Below are 23,575 nucleotides of genomic sequence, written 5' to 3' on the forward strand. Positions count from 1 at the left end.
GTTTTGTAATGTCACTGACTTCTCTATTTAACCGCGACGAATTCATCGCGCGCCACATCGGCCCACACGCAGCCGACCAAGCTGCAATGCTGGCTGATATTGGCGCAACTTCGCTTGACGATCTGGTTGGCCAGACGATTCCGGCTGATATCCGTTTCAACCAAGCGCTGAACCTGCCCGATGCTTTGCCAGAGCACGAAGCGTTGGCGAAGTTGAAATCTATCGCCAGCAAAAACATCATCAAAAAATCGTTTATCGGTCTGGGCTACTACCCGAATCTGACGCCGGGCGTGATTTTGCGCAATGTGCTCGAAAATCCGGGCTGGTACACCGCGTATACGCCGTATCAGGCCGAAATCGCGCAAGGCCGTCTCGAAGCCTTGCTGAACTACCAGCAAATGGTGATCGACTTTACCGGCCTTGAATTGGCTAACGCGTCCTTGCTCGACGAAGCGACCGCCGCAGCCGAGGCGATGGCGATGGCGCGTCGCGTGTCGAAAGCCAAAACCGACGTTTTCTTTGTTGATGCCCAGGTATTGCCCCAGACGCTAGACGTGGTGCGCACTCGCGCCAAATACTTCGGCTTTGAAGTCGTGGTTGGTGCTGCCGATCAGGCCGGTGAAGGCGATTATTTTGGCGCGCTGTTCCAGTATCCGGGCGCCGATGGCGTTGTCAGTGATTTGTCTGTGCCCATCGCTGCACTGAAAGCCAAAGGCGGCGTTACGATTGTCGCGGCTGATCTGTTGTCGTTGGCGGTGTTGAAATCGCCCGCTGAACTCGGCGCTGATGTCGCTGTCGGCAACACCCAGCGCTTTGGCGTGCCTATGGGCTACGGCGGCCCGCACGCGGCTTATTTTGCGTTCAAAGACGAAATGAAACGCTCGGCACCGGGTCGGATTATCGGCGTGTCGATCGACGCCAAAGGCAAAACGGCGTTGCGCATGGCGTTGCAAACGCGCGAGCAACATATCCGCCGCGAAAAAGCCAACTCGAATATTTGTACGTCGCAAGTGCTGCTCGCCAATATGGCCGGCATGTACGCGGTGTATCACGGCCCGGCTGGCGTCAAACGCATCGCGCAGCGCGTGCATCGTTTGGCGGCGCTGTTTGCTGCGGGTGTTGTGCGAAATGGCGGAAAAATTGTTCACAACGCTTTCTTTGATACGGTACAAGTTGAGCTTTCCAACGCCGCTGCTGTTTACCAAGCCGCGCAAGACGCGGGTTATAACTTGCGCCAAGTAAGCGATACCGTCTTGGGTGTGGCTTTCCATGAAGCCGCATCGCAAGACGATCTGGCGACCTTGCTCAAATTGTTTGTAGGTAAAGACGTAGATCTGGCGGCGATTGATGCTGCGGCTAGTGATGCGATTCCGGCTGAATTGGTTCGTACATCGGCCTACCTGACGCACCCAGTGTTCAATAGCTATCACACCGAACACGAAATGCTGCGTTACCTGAAACGTCTGGAAAATCGTGATTTGGCATTAAATCACTCGATGATTTCATTGGGCAGCTGCACGATGAAGCTCAACGCCACCAGCGAAATGATTCCGGTGACCTGGCCCGAGTTTGGCAACATCCACCCGTTTGCTCCTGCCGAGCAAACGCAAGGCTACCAAATCTTAGTTGACACTTTGGCCGATCAACTCAAAGCCATCACTGGTTTTGCCGCGATTTGCATGCAGCCCAATTCAGGCGCGCAGGGTGAGTACGCTGGTTTGCTGGCGATCAGCCGTTATCACGAAAGCCGTGGTGACGCGCACCGCGATATCTGTCTGATTCCAAAATCAGCACACGGCACCAATCCGGCGACGGCGCAGATGATGAATATGAAAGTTGTCGTCGTTGAATGCGATGAGAGCGGCAACGTTGACGTCGCCGACCTCAAAGCCAAAGCCGAGCAACACAAAGATAATCTCGCCGCGCTGATGCTGACTTATCCGTCAACGCACGGTGTGTTTGAAGCTGCGGTGAAGGAAATCTGTGCGATGGTGCATCAGTTCGGCGGTCAGGTTTATATGGACGGCGCGAACTTGAACGCTCAGGTTGGCCTGACGCGTCCAGCCGACATCGGTGCCGACGTCAGCCACATGAATCTGCACAAAACCTTCTGCATTCCACACGGCGGCGGCGGCCCCGGCATGGGCCCAATCGGCTTGGCAGCGCATTTGGCACCGTTTATGTCTAACCACGCCGTAGCGCCGATCACCGTGGGCGACGCGAGTGTCGCAGTGGGTCAAGGCGCAGTCTCTGCGGCGCAATTTGGCTCGGCGTCGATTCTGCCAATTTCGTGGATGTATATCACGATGATGGGCGCTGCAGGGATGAAAAACGCGACTGAAATCGCTTTGCTGAACGCGAATTATGTCGCCAAGAAACTCGGCGCGCACTACCCGGTGCTGTACAGCGGTGCGAATGGCCGTGTGGCGCACGAATGTATTATCGATATTCGCCCATTGAAAGCGGCCAGCGGCATTACCGAAGTCGATATCGCCAAGCGCCTCATGGACTACGGTTTCCACGCGCCAACGATGAGCTTCCCGGTGGCCGGTACGCTGATGATCGAGCCAACCGAATCTGAAGCCAAGCCTGAACTCGATCGCTTTATTGCTGCGATGATTTCGATTCGCAATGAAATCGCCAAAGTGGAAGCGGGAGAATGGACGCTGGAAGACAACCCGCTGAAAAACGCGCCGCACAGCAAGGGCGATATTGCCGGTGAGTGGAATCGTGCGTACAGCCGCGATACGGCGTTCTTCCCGTTGCCTTATGTACTCGATAACAAGTTCTGGCCATCGGTGAACCGCATTGATGATGTGTACGGCGACCGTAACCTGATTTGTTCGTGCCCGAGTATGGATAACTACAGTTAAACGATAGCTGTGTTTTGAACGCCTCAAAAAGGGAGCCTTCGGGCTCCTTTTTTGTACCATTTGGAATTTATTTGCCGTAAATCCAAGATAAGGATTGAAATTTTTGTCAGACGCGCCGATATTCAAGTTGTAAGGAAAAGAATTAAGGGTCTCCATCGCAAATTGCGAATTGTTTTAAATACTTGGGGAGGGCCACATCATGCTACACATCTTTGATATGTCTGTTGGCGAAAGTGAAGAGATTGAGCATCCAATCCTTGCCTGCGTAGAGCCACAATTGGATCTGCACCGCTATGAATGTCAATTGCGCTTACTTACAGTCGCCGAGTCGGAAGAACAACGGCCAGTGCCTCGTCCACGTCCTTGGTTGTTTTAAGTGCGGTTCAGGCCTTACTGTTGAGCATTTAGCCTCATTCTGAGGCCTACAAATCACATTGTGTAAAAGCCCCGACAGGGGCTTTTTTGTTGTCGGCGAAATTGTGGCTATTTTTGCGTCGAAACTTTGGCCGGTAGGCCATATTGTGTGCGGATAGTCTTGAGCGTACCGCGCAGCTCCAGTCGTTCGAGCGCCGCATTGATCTGATTTAAATCGTCCTCAGTGACGCTTTTCTTACTCAGCATCAGATGCACCGGCTCGCTTAGAATGACGTTGGATAAGGCGATGAGTGCAATATTCTGTTTTTTTGCTTCAAAAACTACTGCAGCAGTGTCGCCCATGATCAGCTCGGCGCGTTTGGCGCTGAGCATTTTCATGCCCTGGCCGAATGATTCAAAAGTCGAAATTAACTGGGCTTGCATCAGTGCGTCATAATGCTTTTTATAATCTTCGCCATACCAGCCCGAGCTGGGGCTCAGTAGCGTGATTTTGCGTTGCAGAATTTGTGAAAACTGTGTCACGTCGCGGTATTTGGCACTTTGCGTGCTCTGGCTAAACAGACTGACCGATTCATTGCGGTAGGGTTGTGAAAACCAGCTGTATGCGTGGCGCTCTGGCACATCGGAGGCGGCGAGCATGACGTCGATGTGTCCAGCCATAAACTCGGCCAGACGACGTTTTTTGGGTAATTCGGGAACAAAAACCAGGTGACAGCCGGCTTCGGCAAACACCATCTTGATTAATTCAATATCCAGTCCCGCTGCTTGCTGGGTGGCATCGGTGTAAACGTAAGGCGGCCATTGCTCCAGAGCCAGTTTAAATGGTTTGCTACACTGCGCCGCTGCGAAATTGCTGAGCAACAAGGCTGTGCCGATAAAAGCAGCTTTGACCATTCTGTTTCTCCTCAGGCGGCGCTGGTCACGCTCATTTTATTATGACCATCGTGTAGCAAATTGATTCCATTCGAGTGTAGCGACCTTTGCTTACAGATACACGTAAATTAGCACCAATTAGACCCAATAGCTGCAGTGCAACAAAATCAGCGCACAAAAAAACCACCCGATTTCCGGGTGGTTTGGGTCAGTTCGAGACGAATTAATGTGCAGTTTTTTTGCCGAATAATTTGCTGAGCAAGGTCACGACGATCAGCGCAATAGTGCCGGCGACGATGCCGACCAAGAGATTGCCCAGACTAGGAATCAGTGCACCCAGAATGCTGCCGCCAGCTTGCGCCAGAGCTTCCAGATAATGATGTAGCGCAGGAATCCCGTGCGTCAAAATCCCGCCGCCGACCAGGAACATCGCCGCAGTGCCAACGACGGTCAGTACTTTCATCAATTTTGGTGCTGCTACAACGAGACCGCGACCGATTAAATTAAGCGCCGAATTGGTTTTTTTCAGCAAGTAAAAACCGACGTCGTCCATTTTGACAATCCCTGCAACCAGACCATAGACGCCGACGGTCATCAGGATTGAAATACCCGCCAGCACCATAAATTGTGTGCCCAGCGTTTTATCGGCTACGGTGCCCAGTGCGATGACGATAATTTCGGCCGATAAGACAAAATCGGTGCGAATCGCACCCTTGATTTTGTCTTTTTCCATGGCGACCAGATCGACACTGTCGTCGGCGATCGCTTCGACTAAGGCCTGATGTTCGGCGGCGTCTTCTTTGGGCGAATGCAAAAATTTATGTGCGAGTTTTTCGACGCCTTCAAAACACAGATACAGGCCACCAATCATCAATAGCGGCATCACCGCCCACGGTGCGAATGCGCTAATGAGCAAAGCCGCAGGCACCAGAATGATTTTATTTTTCAATGAGCCGACTGCCACAGCCCAAACGACGGGCAATTCGCGTTCGGCGCGTACGCCATTCACTTGCTCGGCGTTCAGCGCCAAATCGTCACCCAGTACACCTGCGGTTTTTTTAGCGGCGACCTTGGTCATGATCGACACGTCGTCGAGAATCGCGGCAATATCGTCAAGCAGCGCGAGTAAGCTGGCTCCGGCCATGGTAGTTCCTTCTCTGATTTTTGAATGAGTCCGGCATTTTGATGCCGATGATTGAATTAAATGTCAGTGATGCTGTGCGTCGTCGACTTTGGCAAATCGCGGCTGGCGAGTGCCGTTGATTTCGACGTCTTCAATAAACATCGCCAGCGGACGCACCCATAAGCCGCGTTCGCCATATTGTGGGCGATAGACGACCAGCCATTCCTCGGTTTCAGAATGCCGTGCCAGCTCAATCACTTCATAGAGCGAGCCTTTGTAATGCCGATATAGCCCGGGAGCTAGGTGTGGCGCGTTCATCGTATACCCTTTCCAGTATGTCTTTGCAGGCTATTTTATGGCTGATCTACAGCCGTATACCCTTGAAAAATGGCCACCCTTGGGTGGCCATTTGCTTGGATGCGAGTGTAATTACAGCTTTGTTTCCAGCCACTGTGATGCAGCTTCCATTGCATCTTTGACCTTGCTGGTGTCTGTACCACCGGCTTGTGCCATATCTGGGCGACCACCGCCTTTACCGCCAACGACTTGTGCCGCGATATTGACCAGCTCACCGGCTTTGACTTTGCCGGTCAAATTTTTCGACACGCGTGCAATCAGGCTGACTTTGTCATCGTTGACGCAGGCAAGCAGTGCAATGCCGCTTTCAACGCGATCCATCAGTTTGTCACTCATTTCGCGCAACATGCCGGCTTCAACGCCATCGACCACACTGCCTATGCATTTCACGCCATTAATGGTGCGCATGCCGACGCCGATCAATTGGTCGAGCTGGGTAAACGCCATCTGACCTTTGAGCTGAGATACTTCTTTTTGTGCAGCTTTGAGTTCAGCTTGCAGTTTTTCCAGCTTGGCGAGCAATTCGCCTGACTGCGCGCCAGCAATCGCAGCCGCAGCTTTCAGTTCGGCATCTTGCGCCTGTACGGTTGCCAGTGCCGCGGTGCCACTAATGGCTTCGATCCGGCGAATACCTGCCGCCACACCGCCCTCAGACACGATCTTGAACAGGCCGATATCACCGGTACGGCCAACGTGCGTACCACCGCACAATTCGGTCGAAAATTCGCCCATTTTCAGTACGCGAACTTCATCGCCGTATTTCTCGCCAAACAGCGCCATTGCGCCATTTTTGATCGCGTCGTCATAGCTCATCAATTTAGCCACGGCTTCTTCGTTGGCCATGATGACCTGATTGACGAGGTCTTCGACCTTGGCGATTTCTTCCGTCGTCAGCGCTTTCGGGTGTGAGAAGTCAAAACGTGTGCGCTCATGGTTCACCAGTGAGCCTTTTTGCTCTACGTGCGTGCCAAGTACTTCGCGCAAAGCGGCGTGCAGCAAGTGCGTTGCGCTGTGGTTACGCTGGCTCGCCTGACGCTTGGCAATATCGATGCTCGCCGTGACAGCGTCGCCCACTTTCAGGCTGCCGCTGATGATCTGGCCTTGATGGCCAAACACATCGGCTTTGATTTTTTGCGTATCGGTGACATTAAACACGCCAGATCCGGCAATCACGCCCACGTCGCCAGCCTGACCGCCCGATTCGGCGTAGAACGGCGTATGGTCGAGAACAACTACACCATCATCACCATCATTGAGTTGCTGAACCTGCTCGCTGCCTTTGTATAGCGCGATAACTTTGGCTGCACGGCTGCTCTCGGTGTAGCCATGAAAGCACGATGCTTCGCCTTCATAAGCCAGACCCGCAGTCATTTTGAATGAACCTGCAGCTTTTGATTGCTTGCGCTGTGCTTCGAGCGCGGCTTCAAAGCCGGCGATATCCACGGTCACATTGCGTTCGCGGCAAACGTCGGCGGTCAGGTCAATCGGGAAGCCATAAGTGTCAGACAGCTTGAATGCGACATCGCCATCGAGCACTTGCTTGCCGCCACCCAATACGGTGTCGAGCAAGGTCATGCCATTTTCGAGCGTACGGCCGAAGATTTCTTCTTCAGTTTTTAACGCATCAATGATGTGTTCTTTGCGCTGACGCAACTCTGGATAAGCATCGCCCATCACGTCGGCCAACGGCGCGACGAGTTTGTGGAAGAAATAACCTTTTTGACCCAGCTTGTAGCCGTGGCGAATTGCGCGGCGAATGATACGGCGCAAGACATAGCCGCGGCCATCGTTGGCCGGCAGGGCACCGTCGGCAATCAGGAAGGCACACGAGCGGATATGATCGGCGATCACTTTTAGCGACGGTGAATCAGCGTCTTTTGCGCCAGTTTCACGTTGTGCGGCAGCGAGCAAATGCTGGAATAAGTCGATTTCGTAGTTGGCGTGAACTTTCTGCATGACAGCAGAAATACGTTCCAAGCCCATGCCGGTGTCGACCGATGGTTTGGGTAGCGGATGCAATACGCCCGCTTCGTCGCGGTTGAATTGCATGAAAACGTTGTTCCAGATTTCGATGAAACGGTCGCCGTCTTCTTCAGGTGATCCCGGAGGGCCACCCCAATGCTGCGGGCCGTGGTCGTAGAAAATTTCGGTACACGGGCCGCAAGGACCGGTGTCGCCCATTTGCCAGAAATTGTCTGATGCGTATGGCGCGCCTTTATTGTCGCCGATGCGAACGATTTTTTCCGCCGGAACGCCAACTTCTTTGTTCCAGATATCAAATGCTTCGTCGTCCGTGGCATACACGGTGACCATCAGTTTTTCTTTCGGAATCCCCAGCCATTCTGGGCTGGTCAGAAATTCCCACGCGTACAAAATGGCTTCGCGTTTGAAGTAATCGCCAAACGAGAAGTTGCCGAGCATTTCGAAAAAAGTGTGGTGACGTGCGGTGTAGCCGACGTTTTCCAAGTCATTGTGCTTGCCGCCAGCACGAACGCATTTCTGGCTGGTCGTTGCGCGCGTGTAAGGGCGTTTATCAAAGCCGAGGAATACGTCTTTAAATTGGTTCATACCGGCATTGGTAAACAGGATCGTTGGATCATTGGCCGGAATCAGCGAGGATGAGGCCACGACTTGGTGGCTTTTGCTGGCAAAAAAGTCCAGGAACTTCTGGCGAATCTGGGATGATTTCATAAGACGGTTCACGCGCGCGCAGTTTAAATTCAAGGGTATAGATTCTAATGCAAAGCGACAGAGTCGGGTAGGCGGCGAGGGGATTTGTATCGCTTAGTCGCGTGTAGCGTTGAACTTGCGTTGAGTGTGCCAGCCTGTTGATCAGAATGAAAATCTGGCTGGCAGACTTATTTGGATTTTTTGATGGGTATGTTGATGCAGGATAGGTATAGATTGATCTATATGGATATACCCTTGTTGGTATTTATTCGTCGATGTCGAATTCGCTGTGCAGTTCATCCTCGCCAGCGCTGACCACGCGATAGATGACGGCGGTGCTAAAGCCCCGACTGGCTAAAAAGCGCAATTGCTTGGCGCGCTCTTTGGGGTCTTGCGCGACTTGGCCGAATTTCTTTCGCCATAAACGGCGGGCGGTTTCTTCTTCCTGATCGGCGACCGCTTCAATACTGGCGTCGATAATGTCGCTAGTAATACCCTTTTGCCGTAATTCCTGCTTTAATCGTCCGAGCCCATAGCGCTGGCTGCGGTAATGCGTCCATTGTTCGGCAAAGCGGCTGTCAGACAGCCAGCCGCGCGCTTCAAAATCATCGAGCAGCGCCGGGATTTCTTCTGGTGTTTCGGTGTAGGCTTGTAGTTTTTGCGCCAGCTCGGCACGTGAATGATCGCGCCGACCAAGCATTTGCAATGCTTTATTTCTGAGCGAAACCATCTCGCTGATCCTGTGATTGATTCAATTTTAAATGCGATAAAAAAGGCGCTCCCATTGAGCGCCTTTTTTATCGCCAAAACCGTGATTACTCGGCCAATTCGGCTTCGTTTTCGGCGCCCATTTCAATCGGCATGCTGCTACCAATCAGTTTGTCGCGTACTTTTTTCATGATTTCTTCGGCTAATTCTGGGTTGTCCTTCAAAAACTGACGCGAGTTTTCCAGGCCTTGGCCGATCTTGTTGCCGTTGTAGCTATACCAAGCGCCGGATTTTTCGACGATCTTGTTGACTACGCCCTGTTCGATAATTTCGCCTTCGCGCGAAATGCCTTCACCGTACAAAATGTCGAAAGTAATGACGCGGAATGGCGGAGCGACTTTGTTTTTGGCGACTTTGACCTTGGTCTGGTTGCCGATAATGTCTTCACCTTTTTTCACTGCACCAATACGGCGGATGTCGAGACGAACCGAGGCGTAGAATTTCAGCGCATTACCACCGGTGGTGGTTTCCGGGCTTTGTCCTGGCATCATCGCGCCGATTTTCATCCGCAACTGGTTAATGAAAATCACCAGCGTATTGGTGCGTTTGATATTGCCGGTCAGTTTGCGCAAAGCCTGGCTCATCAGACGCGCTTGCAGGCCGACGTGCACGTCGCCCATTTCGCCTTCGATCTCGGCTTTCGGCGTCAGCGCAGCGACCGAGTCAACGACGATGATATCAACACCGCCCGAGCGAACTAGCATGTCGGCGATTTCGAGCGCTTGCTCGCCAGTGTCTGGCTGGGAAATCAGCATGTCGGAAACATTGACGCCCAGTTTTTGTGCATAAATTGGATCGAGTGCGTTTTCAGCGTCGATATAAGCGGCAACGCCGCCGAGCTTCTGGATTTCGGCTACGACATGCAGACACAAGGTCGTTTTACCTGATGATTCTGGCCCGAAAATTTCAACAATACGGCCACGTGGCAAACCGCCGACGCCGAGTGCCAGATCCAGACCGAGCGAGCCGGTCGAAACAACTTGCAGATCGTTTTCAATCTGGTTGTCGCCCATTTTCATAATCGCGCCTTTACCAAACTGGCGTTCGATCTGGGCTAGTGCTGCGGCGAGCGCTTTGCTTTTATTGTCATCCATGATGCTTTTCCTGGGCGAGATGTGGAGGTAGTGCGATTATAGAACATTCGTTCTGTATTGCAAGTGTTCTGCATGCGAATGTTTATTTTTGCTGATTTGAACCCGGTAAATTGAAGTAAAAAATGGCGCCTTCGCCGAGTGCCGATTTGGCCCAGATTCGCCCGCCATGGCGGCTGATAATCCGGTGTGCTGCGGTCAGTCCGATGCCGTTACCGGTGTATTGTGTCGACGGATGCAGACGATAGAAAGGCGTAAACAGATTTTTGGCTTGGCTCATGTCAAAACCGGCACCTTGGTCGGCAATGAAGTAAACCGTTTGACCATTAACCTGCGAGCTGCCAAAAGTGATTTTGATGATGTCTTTGTGTTGCGAATATTTCCATGCGTTTTCGAGCAAATTGAACAGCGCAATCCGGATCAATCGTGGGTCACCCTGGATATGAATATCATTGGCAATCTGGATATCACGGGGCTGATCGGGTTGCAGCATCGTGATTTCATCGACAATGTCGTTGACCATCGCGCTCAGATCAATGTCTTGTAAATGAATTTCGGCACGGGTAAACCCTTGCAGCATCAGCAAATCGTCGATGCGGCTGGCCATCCCATTGATGCTGCTGCGGATGCGCTGCAGATAGTTGCTGGCATTGGTATTGAGTTGCGGCTGATAATTTTCAAGCAGAATCTGGCTGAAGCCTTCAATTGTTCGCAGCGGGGTACGCAAGTCGTGTGCCAGGATATGGGTCAGAATTTCCAGCTCATGACTGCTATTGGCCAGCTCGCGGCTGCGTGATTCAACGACGTTTTCAAGGTGATGGCGGTAGTTTTCCAGCTGGATTTCATTCTGTTTTCGAGCGCTAATATCAAACAAGAATCCCTGCAAATGGGGCTGGCCTGAGGCATCAAGATCGCACGAGCCGATTAGTTGAATCCAGACTTCTTTGCCGCCAGCTGCCAGCAGGCGGCATTCAAATTCATACACTTGCCCGGGTTGGTGTTCGTCGGCAAATAGCGGATAGGCATAATGCCGGTCGTCAGCGTGCAAAAAGCTGCTTAAAAAACCTTCGCTATACCAGATTGACAAGGGGTAATTGAGCAATTGTTCGGCTTGTGGGCCGACATAGGTAAAGCGCCATTCATCGGGGCGCGCATCCCACGGAATCAGCCGGGTTGATTCGACCAGTCGGCGCATCCTGTCTTCGCTGACACGCAAAGCGGATTCGATTTGCTGGCGACTCATCAGGTCGCCTTCCAGCTGCAAGTTTTTCTGTTCCAGCGTGCCGATCAGTTGTTGCATGGCTTGCCGGGTCGTTTCCAGAGCCCGGCCAAGCTGACCGATTTCGTCGCCGCGATGCCAGTCCAGAGAGCGATCAAGCGCATTGTTTGCCAGCAACGTAGCTTGTTGCGTGAGTTTTTCCAGCGGGCGTAGTACCCGTGAATTCAGTAAAAACAGGATTAATGCCAGACTGAAACAGACCTGCAGAATAACGGCCAGCAAGTATTGTTGCAGTTTGAGCTCAATCGCCTGGGTTGCGATGCCGTTATCGAGTTCGAGCGTGATATTGCCGATGATATTGCCTTGTTTGCTAACCAGATGCGAAATCGATGAGCGCTCGCCAATCCGGCGCTCCGGCTGCTCAACGCGCAGAAAAATACCGCCGAGCGACGCATCGTTGACGACGATTCGGACGACGCGCGGGTCACTCATGACCGAGTCGAGCAGGGGCTTGCCAGCTTCGGGCGCCAGATTCCACAACGGTTCTTGCATGCCCAGCACCAGAATATCAACCAGACGTTGATGATCCTGATGAGTGCTGGTCTTCACCGTATTGAGTTCATTACGGATGCTCAGATAGCCATTGATTGTGGCCGGAAGCAGCAAACCCAGCAAAATGGCGAGGACAACGGCGGGTCGAAGTGACAAATTCATTGGGAAATGATGGATTTTGGCCGACGGTTGAACAAATTATATGCAGTCTAATCGAGTTTGTTTATTCCGACCACGCATTCACCCCTGCAGCAAGAAGCTGTTGTAAAGCGCAATAGTTTTGATCTGTCGCAGGCTTGGCGCAAAATCCGCTTCGATCAACGATATCTGCACGGCATAATGGGCTTGCTGTTCGGGGCGGCGCTATTGGCTCTTGGTCGGCGGACTAATCGGGGAGAACAAAAATGAAAATTATCGTTTTGGGTGCTGGCGTTATTGGCGTGACGACGGCCTGGTTTCTGGCGCAACAAGGGCATGAAGTGACGGTGATCGAACGTGCGCAAGAGCCAGCCAGAGAAACCAGCTATGCCAATGGCGGGCAGATTTCGGTCTGCCATGCCGAGCCGTGGGCCAATCCGAAAGCACCGTGGAAGACCTTGCAATGGCTGGGCGAAGAAGATGCCCCCTTACTGTTTCGCCTGAAAGCCGACTGGAACCAGTGGCGCTGGGGCTTGCGCTTTTTGCAGCAATGCACCAGAGCGCAAGCCAAAGCCAATTTGCAGAATCTGGTTCGGCTCGGTTTGTATAGTCGCGATACGCTGCAGGCAGTGCGCGAGCAAACCGGTGTGCAATATCACCAACGTACCGAAGGGATTTTGCACTACTACACGGACCCAGCCGAATATGAAGCCGCGATCCCGGCTGCTGCGCTGATGCGCGAAGTCGGGCTGGACAGACAGGTTAAAACTGCCGCCGAATGTCTGGCGATCGAACCGGCGCTGACGCAATCGCGCCATCCGATTGTCGGTGGCACATATACGCCGAGCGATGAATCAGGCGATGCCCGTCAGTTTACCAATGAGCTGGCCGACCGCTGTGCCGCGTTGGGCGTGCAATTTCGCTATGACTGCGCGATTGAAGCGCTGATTCGCGAGGGTGATGACGTCAAAGCCGTACGCGTGCGCAGCGAAGAAGAGGGCGTGGAAATTTTACAGGCCGATCAGATTGTCGTCTGTCTGGGTAGCTACAGCCCGCAGTATTTGCAGCCGCTTGGTATTACACTCGATATTTATCCGGCCAAAGGCTATTCGGCGACGATACCGGTGATTGACCCTGATTTTGCACCGACGGTCAGCCTGACCGACGATGGTTACAAGCTGGTGTTTTCACGTCTGGGTGATCGTTTGCGCGTCGCCGGAACGGCTGAATTTAATGGTTACAACCTCGAGCTGAACCCGATCCGCTGCAAGGCGCTGATTGATCGCACCAGCCAGATTTTCCCGCAGGGCATGGATTATGCGCGCGCCGAATTCTGGACTGGTTTGCGCCCAGCCACGCCGGGAAATCTGCCCTATATCGGCCAGACGCGCTATCCAAGTTTGTGGCTGAACACCGGGCACGGCACGCTGGGCTGGACCGAATGCTGCGGCTCGGCCAAAGCGATTAGCGATTTGATCGCGCAGCGCAAACCAGAAGTGGATTTTCCGTTTGTCGTTGGCGTGTAGTGTAGGTCAGAAAAATTAAGGGTATTACTCTGCAGATCAATTTGGAAAAGAACTGCAAGGCAATACCCTTAGTGTGTATGTCTAAAGTCGATTACAGCGTAATGGCGTGCTCGCGCGTGGCGTGGAATTTTAGCTCTGGCCAGCGTTCCATCGTCAGATCGAGATTCACCCGGCTGGTGGCCAGATAGGCCAAGCTGTCGGCAGCGTCGCGGCTCAGATTGTTGACGAGGTTTTTCTCGAAGTCGGCGAGTTTTTTCGCGTCTTCACACGACACCCAGCGCGCGGTGTAAATCGGCGTCGATTCAAACATCGCTTCCACGCCATATTCATTCAGCAAGCGCGACGCGACGACTTCAAACTGCAGCACACCAACGGCGCCCAGAATCAGATCGCCACCATTGAGCGGCTTGAACACCTGAACCGCGCCTTCTTCACCGAGCTGTTGCAAGCCTTTTTGCAGTTGCTTGATCTTCAGCGGGTTTTTGATTCGCACAATGCGGAACATTTCCGGTGCAAAGTAGGGAATGCCGGTGAATGACAGCAATTCGCCTTCAGAAAACGAGTCACCAATCTGGATATTGCCGTGATTGGGCAGACCGATAATGTCACCCGCATAGGCTTCTTCAACCTGCTCACGACCTTGCGCCATGAATGTGACGACCGAGTTGGCGGCAATCTCACGATTAAGGCGCAAGTGTTTGAACTTCATGCCGCGCGTAAATTCACCCGAGCAGACGCGCAAGAAGGCAATCCGGTCGCGGTGTTTCGGGTCCATATTGGCTTGAATTTTGAACACGAAAGCCGAGAATTTTTCCTCAAACGGCGTTACATCGCGTTGAATCGCATGGCTTTCCGACGGTTGCGGTGCCCAATCGACCAGCGCGTTCAAGATTTCACGAATACCGAAGTTATTGATCGCCGAGCCAAAGAACACTGGCGTTAAAGTACCGGCGAGGAATTCTTCCAGATCGAATGGGTGCGATGCACCACGAACGAGTTCGAGCTCCATACGCGTGTTTTCGATTTCCAGCGGGAACAATTCATCCAGACGCGGATTGTCGATGCCTTTGATAATTTCCACTTCATCGAGCGGGCCTTGACCCGGCGTGAACAGGATAATTTCGTCGGTCAGAATGCTGTACACGCCTCGGAACGTCTTGCCCATGCCGATGGGCCAGGTGATCGGCGCGCAGCGGATTTCGAGTACGCTTTCGACTTCGTCGAGCAATTCGAGGTTATCACGCACTTCACGGTCGTACTTGTTCATGAAGGTGATAATCGGCGTGTGGCGCATGCGGCAGACGTTCAGCAATTTGATCGTTTGCGCTTCCACACCCTTGGCCGCGTCGATGACCATCAAGGCCGAGTCAACGGCGGTCAAAACGCGGTAAGTGTCTTCCGAGAAGTCCTGGTGACCGGGCGTGTCGAGCAGGTTGACGACGTGATCGCGGTAATCAAACTGCATGACGGACGAGGCGACCGAGATACCCCGCTGCTTCTCGATATCCATCCAGTCGGACGTCGCGAATTTGCCGCCTTTTTTACCCTTGACCGTACCGGCAGCCTGAATCGTTCCCGAAAAATACAGCAGTTTTTCAGTGAGCGTGGTTTTACCCGCGTCAGGGTGGGAAATGATGGCAAACGTACGACGACGCGCCACTTCGCTGCGAATATCCGGCATGGTCTTGATTGGCTGGGGGAAAAACGCGCGATTGTACGCTGATTGGCAGTATTAGAACAGGGCGCCCAGCGGCTGTTGCTAATGGCTGGGCGAGTCTCGGGCAAACTTCGTTAGACCCTGTCAGGTCGTCGGATTGCTGGGCAATAGCAGAGTAAATACTGCACCGCCTTCCGGGTGGTTTCTGGCGCTGATCTGGCCGCCGTGATCGAGCATGATTTGCCGGCTGATCGCCAGCCCCAGCCCTGTACCGCCACCCATGCGGACGCGGCTGCTCTGGATGAATTTATCGAAAATCGTTTCCAGCTCGTTCTCGGGAATGCCCGGGCCGTGATCGCGAACTTCGATGCTGACTGCAGGTTCGCCATTTTCCAGCAGATCAACAGGATGAATGGTGATTTCAATTCGGCTGCCTGCGGTGCTGAATTTGATCGCGTTCGAGAGCAGGTTGACGATTACCTGCGTAATCCGGGCTTTGTCAAAAATGCCGGTAATGTCTTCCGGGTGTTCGATAAACTCAACCTGTAATTGCTTGCCTGCAAGCAGCGAGCTCATTTCGGCAATCGCCATCCGGACAATGACTTGCAGGCTGTACTTGCCTTTGTCATAGCTCATTTTGTTGGCTTCCAGCCGCGACATATCGAGCAAATCGTTCAAGAGGACAAGCAGGCGTTTTCCCGATGCATTGATGCGTTCGTAATAGCGGTTTAAATGGTTGCTTTCCGGTAAATCGAGCTTGCCGGTTTTGGCCAGCCCCATTTCGGAGAATGACAAAATGGCATGCATCGGTGTGCGCAACTCGTGGCTCATATTGGCGAGGAAGGATGATTTGGCCAGATTGGCGTTTTCAGCGGCATCTTTGGCGTCGACCAAGCGGCGCTCGATTTCCTTGAGCTGGGCAATATCGGTGAAGAAACAATAGGCGTATTCAATGTTTTCCTGCTCGTCGAGTACGATGCCGCTATTGATCAGGAAGGGGTGTAGTTTGCCATACTGGTCGGAAAGCTCGATGTCCTTGATGGTATGTCCCTGCAGGGCAAGATTCATCAGGTCTTCAGGGAAAAACTGGGTGGAGGTATCTCCCCAGATCGCGTGCGGATTTTGTCCGATCAATGCTTCGCGACTGAAACCGAGTAGGCGGGTGAACGAATGATTGACGTCACGAATTTTGTGATCGGCATCGATCAGCAAAAAGCCGTCGGCGGTCTGGTCAATAATCGTGCGGTTCAGGCGTTCGGATTGACGTAGTGATTGGGCTGCAATCCGTTGCGAAGTAATGTCCTCGATAATCGCAATCATGCCCTTGCTCATATCGCCGGCGACGAGTGCTTTGGCGTAGATCATCGCCCAGAATGGCGTTTGGTCGCGTCGATACAGCTCGGTTTCGCCACGATAAACGCCGCCAGTCGCAATGCGCGACCAGATTTTCTGCCGGATATTGTCGTATTTTTCTACTGAACCAAAAATTTGCTGGGTTTCGACGCCAATAATATCGCTGCCGGTATAGCCGAACAGCAGCTCAAATGCGGGGTTGACCAGATGAATTTCGCCATTGAGCGAGAGCATGACGGCCAGTGGGCTGGCATCCAATACGGTGCGGATTTCGGCGGTACGCTCCTGTACCATTTCGTGTAACTGGTCGCGGTGCTGACGTAATTCCTGTTCGGCTAATCGGCGTTCGGAAATATCGCGTGCAGTACAGCAGACATAGGCTTCACGTTGGAACTTGATCAGTGAAAGCGTCAACTCCATCGGGATTTTTTCGCCATTGCTGGTTTGCAGCAGGCTTTCAATACTTAACTGTTTTTGATCCTGCAGTGTATGCCAGTAGTTCTGCCAGTCGTCTTCGCTGATTTCGGTAAACAGATCGATAAAGTGCTGGATCAGTAATTCTTGCCGACCAAATCCGGAGACGCTGGCCAGACTCTTGTTGGCATAGCGGATCAGTCCATTGTGATCTGACCAGAGCGTCAAGTCGGGTGACTCATCGACGGTATGCTGGGTGAGAAACAGCCTTCCTTCAACCTGTTCGAGCTGGCGGATTTGACGCAGCAGCATATAGAGCAGCAGGGATACCACGACCATCAGCCCCATTGCCAGCATGATGCGGGTCATGGTTTGTTGGTGAAATGGCGCGAGGATGACGTCGTAATCGTGTTTGATCGTAATGATCAGGGGTAACTGGCTTTGATTCACCATAAAGGTGAATAGCTGCTCCTTACCCATTTCCCCCTCAATTCGCTGGGTGCTATGGCGTTTGAGGCGCAGTTGTTCGAATAGCAGCGAGTATTGTTCCCTTTCGTTAGTGGCCAGTTTGCTTTCATCAAAAGGGTAGTTCACTAGCACAATGCCATCGCTGCGCAATAGCTGAATCGAGACACCTTTGGGTAGATCCAGTGATTTGTAAAAATTCAAGAAATAACCGGGCTCGATGCCGGAGAGCAAAACGCCACCAAACTGGCCTTGAGTCCCATTAATGCGGCGCGTCAAGGCAATCAGCCATTTGCCATCAGTGCGCGAAAGAAGAGGTTCGCTGATAAAGGATTGAAGGCTGTCATATTCCCGGTGATACTGGAAATACGCCCGATCCGATAAATTGACTTTACGGGCCGGATATTCCAGACCATGGCTGTGAATATTGCCAGTGCTGTCTATGGTAATGATGCCGCGAATTTGCGGTGTCAGACGTACTTTATCCTTGAGCAACAAATGCATCAGATATTCGTCGGCTTTTTCTACACCGCCAAGGCGATTCAGATCCTCGGCGATATTCTGCATTGCCTGTTCAACCGAAACAAAAGCGCGCGTGGCGTTTTCATCGAGCGCACGCGCCAGTGACTGATCGCTGCGTTGTGCTTCGGTGATGGCTTGATGGTAATCACGCACGGTAATCCAGGCCAGCGTCAGTAATACCAGCAGAACCATTACGGCATAAAACCCAAGCAAGCCACCCCGCAAACCGCGTAGTGTTTGCCGGGTAATATGATTGCTTGGTGTTTTGTCGTCGTCTAATAAGCTAACGTCAAAGATTTTGTTTCGCCTCCAAGGCTTCCCAGCGTTCGAGCTTTTCAAGGGTCAGCATTTCAATTTCCTCGATTCTAGCCTGCATTTCGCGCGCTTTGATTGGCTCGGTACGATAAATGGCCGGATCAAGTAAAGTTTGTTGTAATTTTGTTTGCTCGGCGTCGAGGGCTTCGAGCTCGGCTGGAAGCCGCTCCAGTTCGCGGGTTTCATTGAAATTGAGTTTGTTGCGGCTGGTTTTATTTTTCTCTTCGGGAGCCTTGGTCACAGCGGGCGGCGTGACTTTTTTCGTCTCAACCCGGCTGGCGATCATTCGTTCGCGTGCACTAATCCAGTCCGCGTAGCCGCCGGCGTTTTCCAGCAAAACGCCATTCGGTTCGAAAACGATGGTTTGCGTCACGACATTATCCAGAAAAGCGCGGTCATGGCTGACGACAAAGACGGTACCGGTGTAGCTGGCGAGTAATTCTTCGAGCAATTCCAGCGTGTCGATATCCAGGTCATTCGTTGGCTCGTCGAGTACCAGAATATTCGCCGCTTTGGTAAACAGGCGCGCCAGCAGCAAGCGGTTGCGCTCGCCACCCGACAATGATTTCACCGGGCTGCGTGCGCGTTCGGCCGGGAACAGGAACTCTTCCAGATAGCCGATGATGTGTTTGCGCTGGCCGCCGATTTCGACGTAATCATTGCCCTGACCAACGGTATCGGCAACCGATTGCTCTTCGTTGAGCTGTTCGCGGAACTGGTCGAAATATGCCACCTGCAGATTGGTGCCGCGTTTGACTGTACCTGAATCGGGTTCGAGCTCGCCCAAGATCATTTTGAGCAAAGTGGTTTTGCCCGCGCCATTGGGCCCGATCAGGCCGATTTTGTCCCCGCGCAGTAGCCGCGTGGTGAAGTTCTTGATCAGGATTTTTTCGCTACCATCCGGGTTGGTGTATGACTTGCTGACATTTTCCAGCTCGGCGACCAGTTTGCCGCTGCGCTCGCCAGCATCGAGCTGGAACGAGACATTACCGACGCGCTCGCGCCGTGCGGCACGTTCACGTCGCAGCGCTTCCAGGCGACGCACACGGCCTTCATTGCGCGTACGGCGCGCTTTGATACCTTGGCGAATCCAGACTTCTTCTTGAGCGAGGACTTTATCAAACTGGCGATTGGCGGTTTCTTCCACGGCGAGTAATTCGGCTTTTTTGACTTCGTACGCCGAGAAGTTGCCGGGGAAGCTAACGATATTGCCGCGATCGAGTTCAACAATGCGCGTGCTGACGTTGTCGAGAAAGCTCCGGTCATGCGTGATAAACAGCACACTGCCGCTAAAGTTTTTCAGCAGCGTTTCCAGCCACTCAATCGCGCTGACGTCCAGATGGTTGGTTGGCTCGTCGAGTAATAAAACATCGGGTTCGGTGACGAGTGCGCGCGCGAGCGCGACGCGTTTTTTCCAGCCGCCAGAGAGCGAACTGACCAAGGTATCGGGTGGCAGATTCAGAATCGACATTGTATTGGCAATCAGCGAGTCCAGACGCCAGCCATCCTGATTTTCCAGTTCGTGCTGCAAATCGGCCAGCCGCTGCATGCCTTCATCCGAGTCATCCAGATCATGAATCGCCGCGTGGTAATCGACGAGCAACTGACGCACATTGCCCAGACCTTCGGCGACGGCCTCGTAAACGGTGTGACCCGGCTCGAACACCGGTTCCTGCGGCACAAAAGCCATCCGGGCATTATTAATCAGTCGGATCGCACCTTCGTCGAGCTTGTTGACGCCAGCAATGGTTTTCAATAGCGACGATTTGCCCGCGCCATTGCGGCCGATCAGCCCCACGCGCTCGCCCGGTTCAAGCACCAGATTGGCGCCGTCTAAAAGTGGCCAGTGACCGAAAGCGAGGTGGGCATTTTCAACGATAAGCAAGGGCATGGGATAACTTTGAGGTAGCAATTTAAGTGGCGATTATACGGCCTGGGAGTCATATACCGTTATGTTTTACATTCTGCTTTTTTTGACTGAAAAGCCATCCAGTTTGGACATTGCCATCTTGGCATATAGAATCGCTGTAATTCTGCGAATCGAGGAGACCCGCATGAGGCGAGTCTGGAGTTCGGTTTTATCTGTGTTTTTACTGGTTTTTTTGCTTGGCGCCCCGGCGCAAGCCAGAACGGTTTCGACTGGCAAAGTGGCTGCAACGGGAGCGAGCCATCCAGCAATGCAGCAAGCTGATGGTGCGCCTTATGATGCAGACAACCCGCCGGATCGCTTGCGGGTTCTGGTGGCGCTGGGACCATCGACCTATTTTCTGAAAGATGGTCGGCCGCATGGCTTGGAGTTTGCTTTATTGCAAGGCTTCGAGAGCGAATTAAACCGCCGTCGCACCAAAGGTCGCCCACCGATTCGTCTGCAATTTATTCCGGTTGACGCGGGTGAGCTGATTCCTGCTCTGCGTGAAGGGCGTGGCGACATTGCAGCTGGCATGCTGCCATACAGTGACAGTCTGAAATCATTAATCAGACCGACCGAGCCGTATGCGCAGGATCAATGGTGTCTGGTCAGTCATCGTGATAATCCGCTTACTTTTGACCAGCTGGGGCAAAAAGCACTGACGTTGAATTCGGCCAGCTATGGTCGCCGTCTGCTCGCGATTGAGGGCAAGGAAGTCGCGCTTGATGAGCCGCCGCAGGGGAGTAATGCCGAAATGCTGCTGCGTGATATGAACCAGAATCCGGCCTTGCAAAGTTTGAGCAGTCGCTGGGTTTACCGGCTCTGGTCTGCGACTTACCCTAGTCTGAAATTGTCTGAATGTTTAAATAATACGGTTTCGCTGGTCTGGGGTGTCGATCAGGATAATGTCGCGCTGGCCGATGATTTGAACCGTTATTTGGGCAGCAAAAATCGCGTCACTATGGAGAAAGCCATCGAGCTGACCCGACGGTTTCTGATTAGCGGAGCCCAGATTGAGCGCAGCGATAAAATTTCTTCGATGGATAAACTGGCTATTTTTGCTCCCATTTTCCAGGCCGCAGCAGCGGCCAATAATCTGGACTGGTTGTTGCTCGCCGCCATTGGGCAGAAGGAATCCAAGCTGACGCCGATGATCCGTAAAAATGGCCCGACCGGCGTGATGCAGGTGAACCCTTCGACCGCCCGTGCGATGGGAATTCGTGATCCACATGGCAACGAAGGCAATATTTCAGCCGCCGCCTTGTATCTGAATTACCTGCGCAAAATGTATAGCCGGGAAGGGATCAGCGAAGACAACCAGCTGTATTTCATGATTGCCGCCTACAACGCCGGTGAAGGGCGGCTGCAACAATTACGCCGTAAGGCCAAAGCACAAGGGCTCAACCCGAATATCTGGCCGGGTCATGTCGAGCAGATTGCACTGCAATCGGTCGGTCGCAATATGGTCGATTATGTCTCCACGGTAAACCGTTTGTATCTGGCCTATCAGGCCACCGAAAAAGCTCGTAATAAGCAACTGGATAGCAAATAAGTGAGTTGCAATCCGCTTGAGTTGATTTTTGCGAGGGTATCTGTCTGCAGGTTTTGATGTATTAGGCTTTTATGTGTATACCTATTGCCAGTATTTGGCTTGCTGGTTTATTTGTTCGCAAATTGAATCGCCGTGGCAAGGTGTCTGCTTGATGTCAGATTTATTGTTTGAATGATTGAGTGTTGCGCTGACTGTAGTAAAATTACAGAAATTTTATGTAGTTTTTCTGGCTTTTTAATCTATGTAAACAAAAAAGCTAATAAATTGACCGTTTTTCTGCGCCAAATCATGTCTTTCGTCCGTTAACAGGCGTATCTTTCCGCCTGACTGTTTTGGCTTATTCCCTCCGGAGATTTCTTACTATGCATTGCGGCACAAAAATTGTAGCGACGCTCGGCCCCGCTTCTACCGATCCTGTGGTTCTGGAAAGCCTGATTCAGGCCGGAGTGAACACTGTTCGTTTGAATTTCTCGCACGGCACAGCGCAAGATCATATTGACCGTGCTGCAACCGTGCGTGCGATTGCTCAAAAACTGGGTAAATCGGTTGCCGTGCTGGCTGACTTGCAAGGCCCTAAAATCCGCGTTGGTAAATTTGAAAACAGCAAAATTGAGCTGGCCAAAGGCGCAAAATTTGTTCTGGATGCCGAGTGCGAATTGGGTAATCAGGATACCGTCGGTCTGGATTACAAAGAGTTGCCGAACGACGTTGAACCCGGTGTTGTGCTGCTGCTGGACGACGGCAAAATTCAACTGGTCGTCGATTCTGTGGTTGGCCCGAAAGTGTTTACGACAGTGACGGTTGGCGGCACCTTGTCGAACAATAAAGGGATTAATCGTCAGGGTGGCGGTTTGACTGCGCCGGCGCTGACCGCCAAGGACATGGAAGACATCAAAACCGCATCGATTCTGGAAGCCGATTACATCGCTGTATCGTTCCCGAAATCAGCGGCTGACATGTATATGGCGCGCACACTGGTACGTGCTGCGGGTGGCCATGCTTTACTGATCGCCAAAATTGAGCGCACCGAAGCGATTACCAATCTGGAAGAAATTCTCGATGCTTCAGACGGTATCATGGTTGCGCGTGGCGACCTGGCCGTTGAAGTTGGCGACGCAGCGGTTCCTGGTCTGCAAAAACGCATGATCAAGCTGGCGCGCAAGAAACACAAGATCACCATTACTGCGACGCAAATGATGGAATCGATGATTACCAGCCCGATTCCGACTCGCGCCGAAGTGTCTGACTGTGCCAATGCGGTGCTCGACGGGACTGATGCGGTCATGTTGTCTGCCGAATCGGCAGCCGGTAAATATCCGCTCGAAGCGGTACAGGCGATGGCGCGCACTTGTCTGGAGGCTGAACGCTCAGGCGAAGGCAAAGTCGAAGGCGAATTCGATAATGTCAGCGATTTCGAGCGCATTGACCAAGCGGTCACAATGGCTGCGGTATATGCCAGCAGTAATATGAAAGTCAAAGCAATTGTCTGCATTTCGCATTCAGGTGCGTCAGCGTTGTGGCTGTCACGCTATATTTCCGGCGTACCGATTTATGTCTTTACGCAAGAAATCAACACCTATCGCAAACTGGCGCTCTACCGTTATGTGACGCCATTTATGGTTGATGCCAAAATCGGCGCTGACCGCGAGTCGCATGTCGAATACGCCCAGCTTGAATTGTTGCGTAGCGGCTGTGTCGTGCCGGGTGATCGTCTGATCGTGACACTGGCTTCACAAAGCAATGTGAATCTGGGCGCTAACACGATGCGGATTATCCAGATTGCCCAAGGTCAGCGCGCGTAATTTGATTGCGATTTGAACCAT

The 23,575-nt window shown here is 52.6% G+C and carries 14 protein-coding genes; 4 read left to right on the forward strand and 10 right to left on the reverse strand.

What is annotated here, in order from left to right; genetic code table 11:
• The first annotated feature begins 8 nt into the window (after positions 1-8).
• On the forward strand, positions 9-2,873 hold the full coding sequence (gene gcvP, locus ACG2XO_RS10325; RefSeq protein WP_410497900.1) for an aminomethyl-transferring glycine dehydrogenase: 2,865 nt from the start codon (positions 9-11) through the stop codon (positions 2,871-2,873).
• Between the two features lie 483 nt (positions 2,874-3,356).
• Here the strand turns inward: gcvP and ACG2XO_RS10330 are convergent, their stop codons facing one another.
• The 7 genes from ACG2XO_RS10330 to ACG2XO_RS10360 form a co-directional block, all read right to left on the reverse strand.
• Positions 3,357-4,142, reverse strand: coding sequence for a substrate-binding periplasmic protein (locus tag ACG2XO_RS10330; RefSeq protein WP_410497901.1), 786 nt, complete (start codon positions 4,140-4,142; stop codon positions 3,357-3,359).
• Positions 4,143-4,344: 202 nt separating this feature from the next.
• The gene (locus ACG2XO_RS10335; RefSeq protein WP_410497902.1) at positions 4,345-5,265 is read right to left on the reverse strand and encodes a DUF808 domain-containing protein; all 921 of its coding nucleotides are present in this window, start codon (positions 5,263-5,265) and stop codon (positions 4,345-4,347) included.
• A gap of 63 nt (positions 5,266-5,328) precedes the next feature.
• Positions 5,329-5,562, reverse strand: coding sequence for a DUF1653 domain-containing protein (locus ACG2XO_RS10340; RefSeq protein ID WP_410497903.1), 234 nt, complete (start codon positions 5,560-5,562; stop codon positions 5,329-5,331).
• Between the two features lie 111 nt (positions 5,563-5,673).
• Positions 5,674-8,292: an alanine--tRNA ligase gene (gene alaS, locus ACG2XO_RS10345; RefSeq protein ID WP_410497904.1), complete on the reverse strand. Its 2,619-nt coding sequence runs from the start codon at positions 8,290-8,292 to the stop codon at positions 5,674-5,676.
• A 244-nt stretch (positions 8,293-8,536) separates the two neighbouring features.
• Positions 8,537-9,001, reverse strand: a complete 465-nt coding sequence (recX, locus tag ACG2XO_RS10350) for a recombination regulator RecX (RefSeq protein WP_410497905.1) — start codon at positions 8,999-9,001, stop codon at positions 8,537-8,539.
• An 85-nt stretch (positions 9,002-9,086) separates the two neighbouring features.
• Complete coding sequence (gene recA, locus ACG2XO_RS10355; RefSeq protein ID WP_410497906.1) at positions 9,087-10,133, reverse strand: recombinase RecA; 1,047 nt, start codon at positions 10,131-10,133, stop codon at positions 9,087-9,089.
• A gap of 82 nt (positions 10,134-10,215) precedes the next feature.
• Positions 10,216-12,063 (reverse strand): ATP-binding protein, encoded by a 1,848-nt coding sequence (locus ACG2XO_RS10360; protein WP_410497907.1) that lies wholly within the window; start codon positions 12,061-12,063, stop codon positions 10,216-10,218.
• Between the two features lie 242 nt (positions 12,064-12,305).
• Here ACG2XO_RS10360 and ACG2XO_RS10365 point away from each other — a divergent pair, with 242 nt between their 5' ends.
• Positions 12,306-13,565: a D-amino acid dehydrogenase gene (locus tag ACG2XO_RS10365; protein ID WP_410497908.1), complete on the forward strand. Its 1,260-nt coding sequence runs from the start codon at positions 12,306-12,308 to the stop codon at positions 13,563-13,565.
• 91 nt (positions 13,566-13,656) lie between these two features.
• Here ACG2XO_RS10365 and ACG2XO_RS10370 read toward each other — a convergent pair whose 3' ends face one another.
• The 3 genes from ACG2XO_RS10370 to ACG2XO_RS10380 all read right to left on the reverse strand — a co-directional run bounded on the left by ACG2XO_RS10370 (position 13,657) and on the right by ACG2XO_RS10380 (position 20,182).
• The gene (locus ACG2XO_RS10370; protein ID WP_410497909.1) at positions 13,657-15,246 is read right to left on the reverse strand and encodes a peptide chain release factor 3; all 1,590 of its coding nucleotides are present in this window, start codon (positions 15,244-15,246) and stop codon (positions 13,657-13,659) included.
• Positions 15,247-15,366: 120 nt separating this feature from the next.
• Positions 15,367-18,168, reverse strand: a complete 2,802-nt coding sequence (locus ACG2XO_RS10375; RefSeq protein ID WP_410497910.1) for a PAS domain S-box protein — start codon at positions 18,166-18,168, stop codon at positions 15,367-15,369.
• Between the two features lie 97 nt (positions 18,169-18,265).
• Positions 18,266-20,182: an ATP-binding cassette domain-containing protein gene (locus ACG2XO_RS10380; RefSeq protein WP_410497911.1), complete on the reverse strand. Its 1,917-nt coding sequence runs from the start codon at positions 20,180-20,182 to the stop codon at positions 18,266-18,268.
• Between the two features lie 163 nt (positions 20,183-20,345).
• On the opposite strand from ACG2XO_RS10380, the gene ACG2XO_RS10385 reads away from it, so the two are divergent.
• On the forward strand, positions 20,346-21,752 hold the full coding sequence (locus tag ACG2XO_RS10385) for a transglycosylase SLT domain-containing protein (RefSeq protein WP_410497912.1): 1,407 nt from the start codon (positions 20,346-20,348) through the stop codon (positions 21,750-21,752).
• Positions 21,753-22,114: 362 nt separating this feature from the next.
• The gene (gene pyk / locus ACG2XO_RS10390) at positions 22,115-23,554 is read left to right on the forward strand and encodes a pyruvate kinase (RefSeq protein WP_410497913.1); all 1,440 of its coding nucleotides are present in this window, start codon (positions 22,115-22,117) and stop codon (positions 23,552-23,554) included.
• Positions 23,555-23,575 lie beyond the last annotated feature (21 nt).

Origin of the sequence: Chitinibacter sp. S2-10, assembly GCF_046530675.1 — a bacterium.
GTDB lineage: Bacteria > Pseudomonadota > Gammaproteobacteria > Burkholderiales > Chitinibacteraceae > Chitinibacter.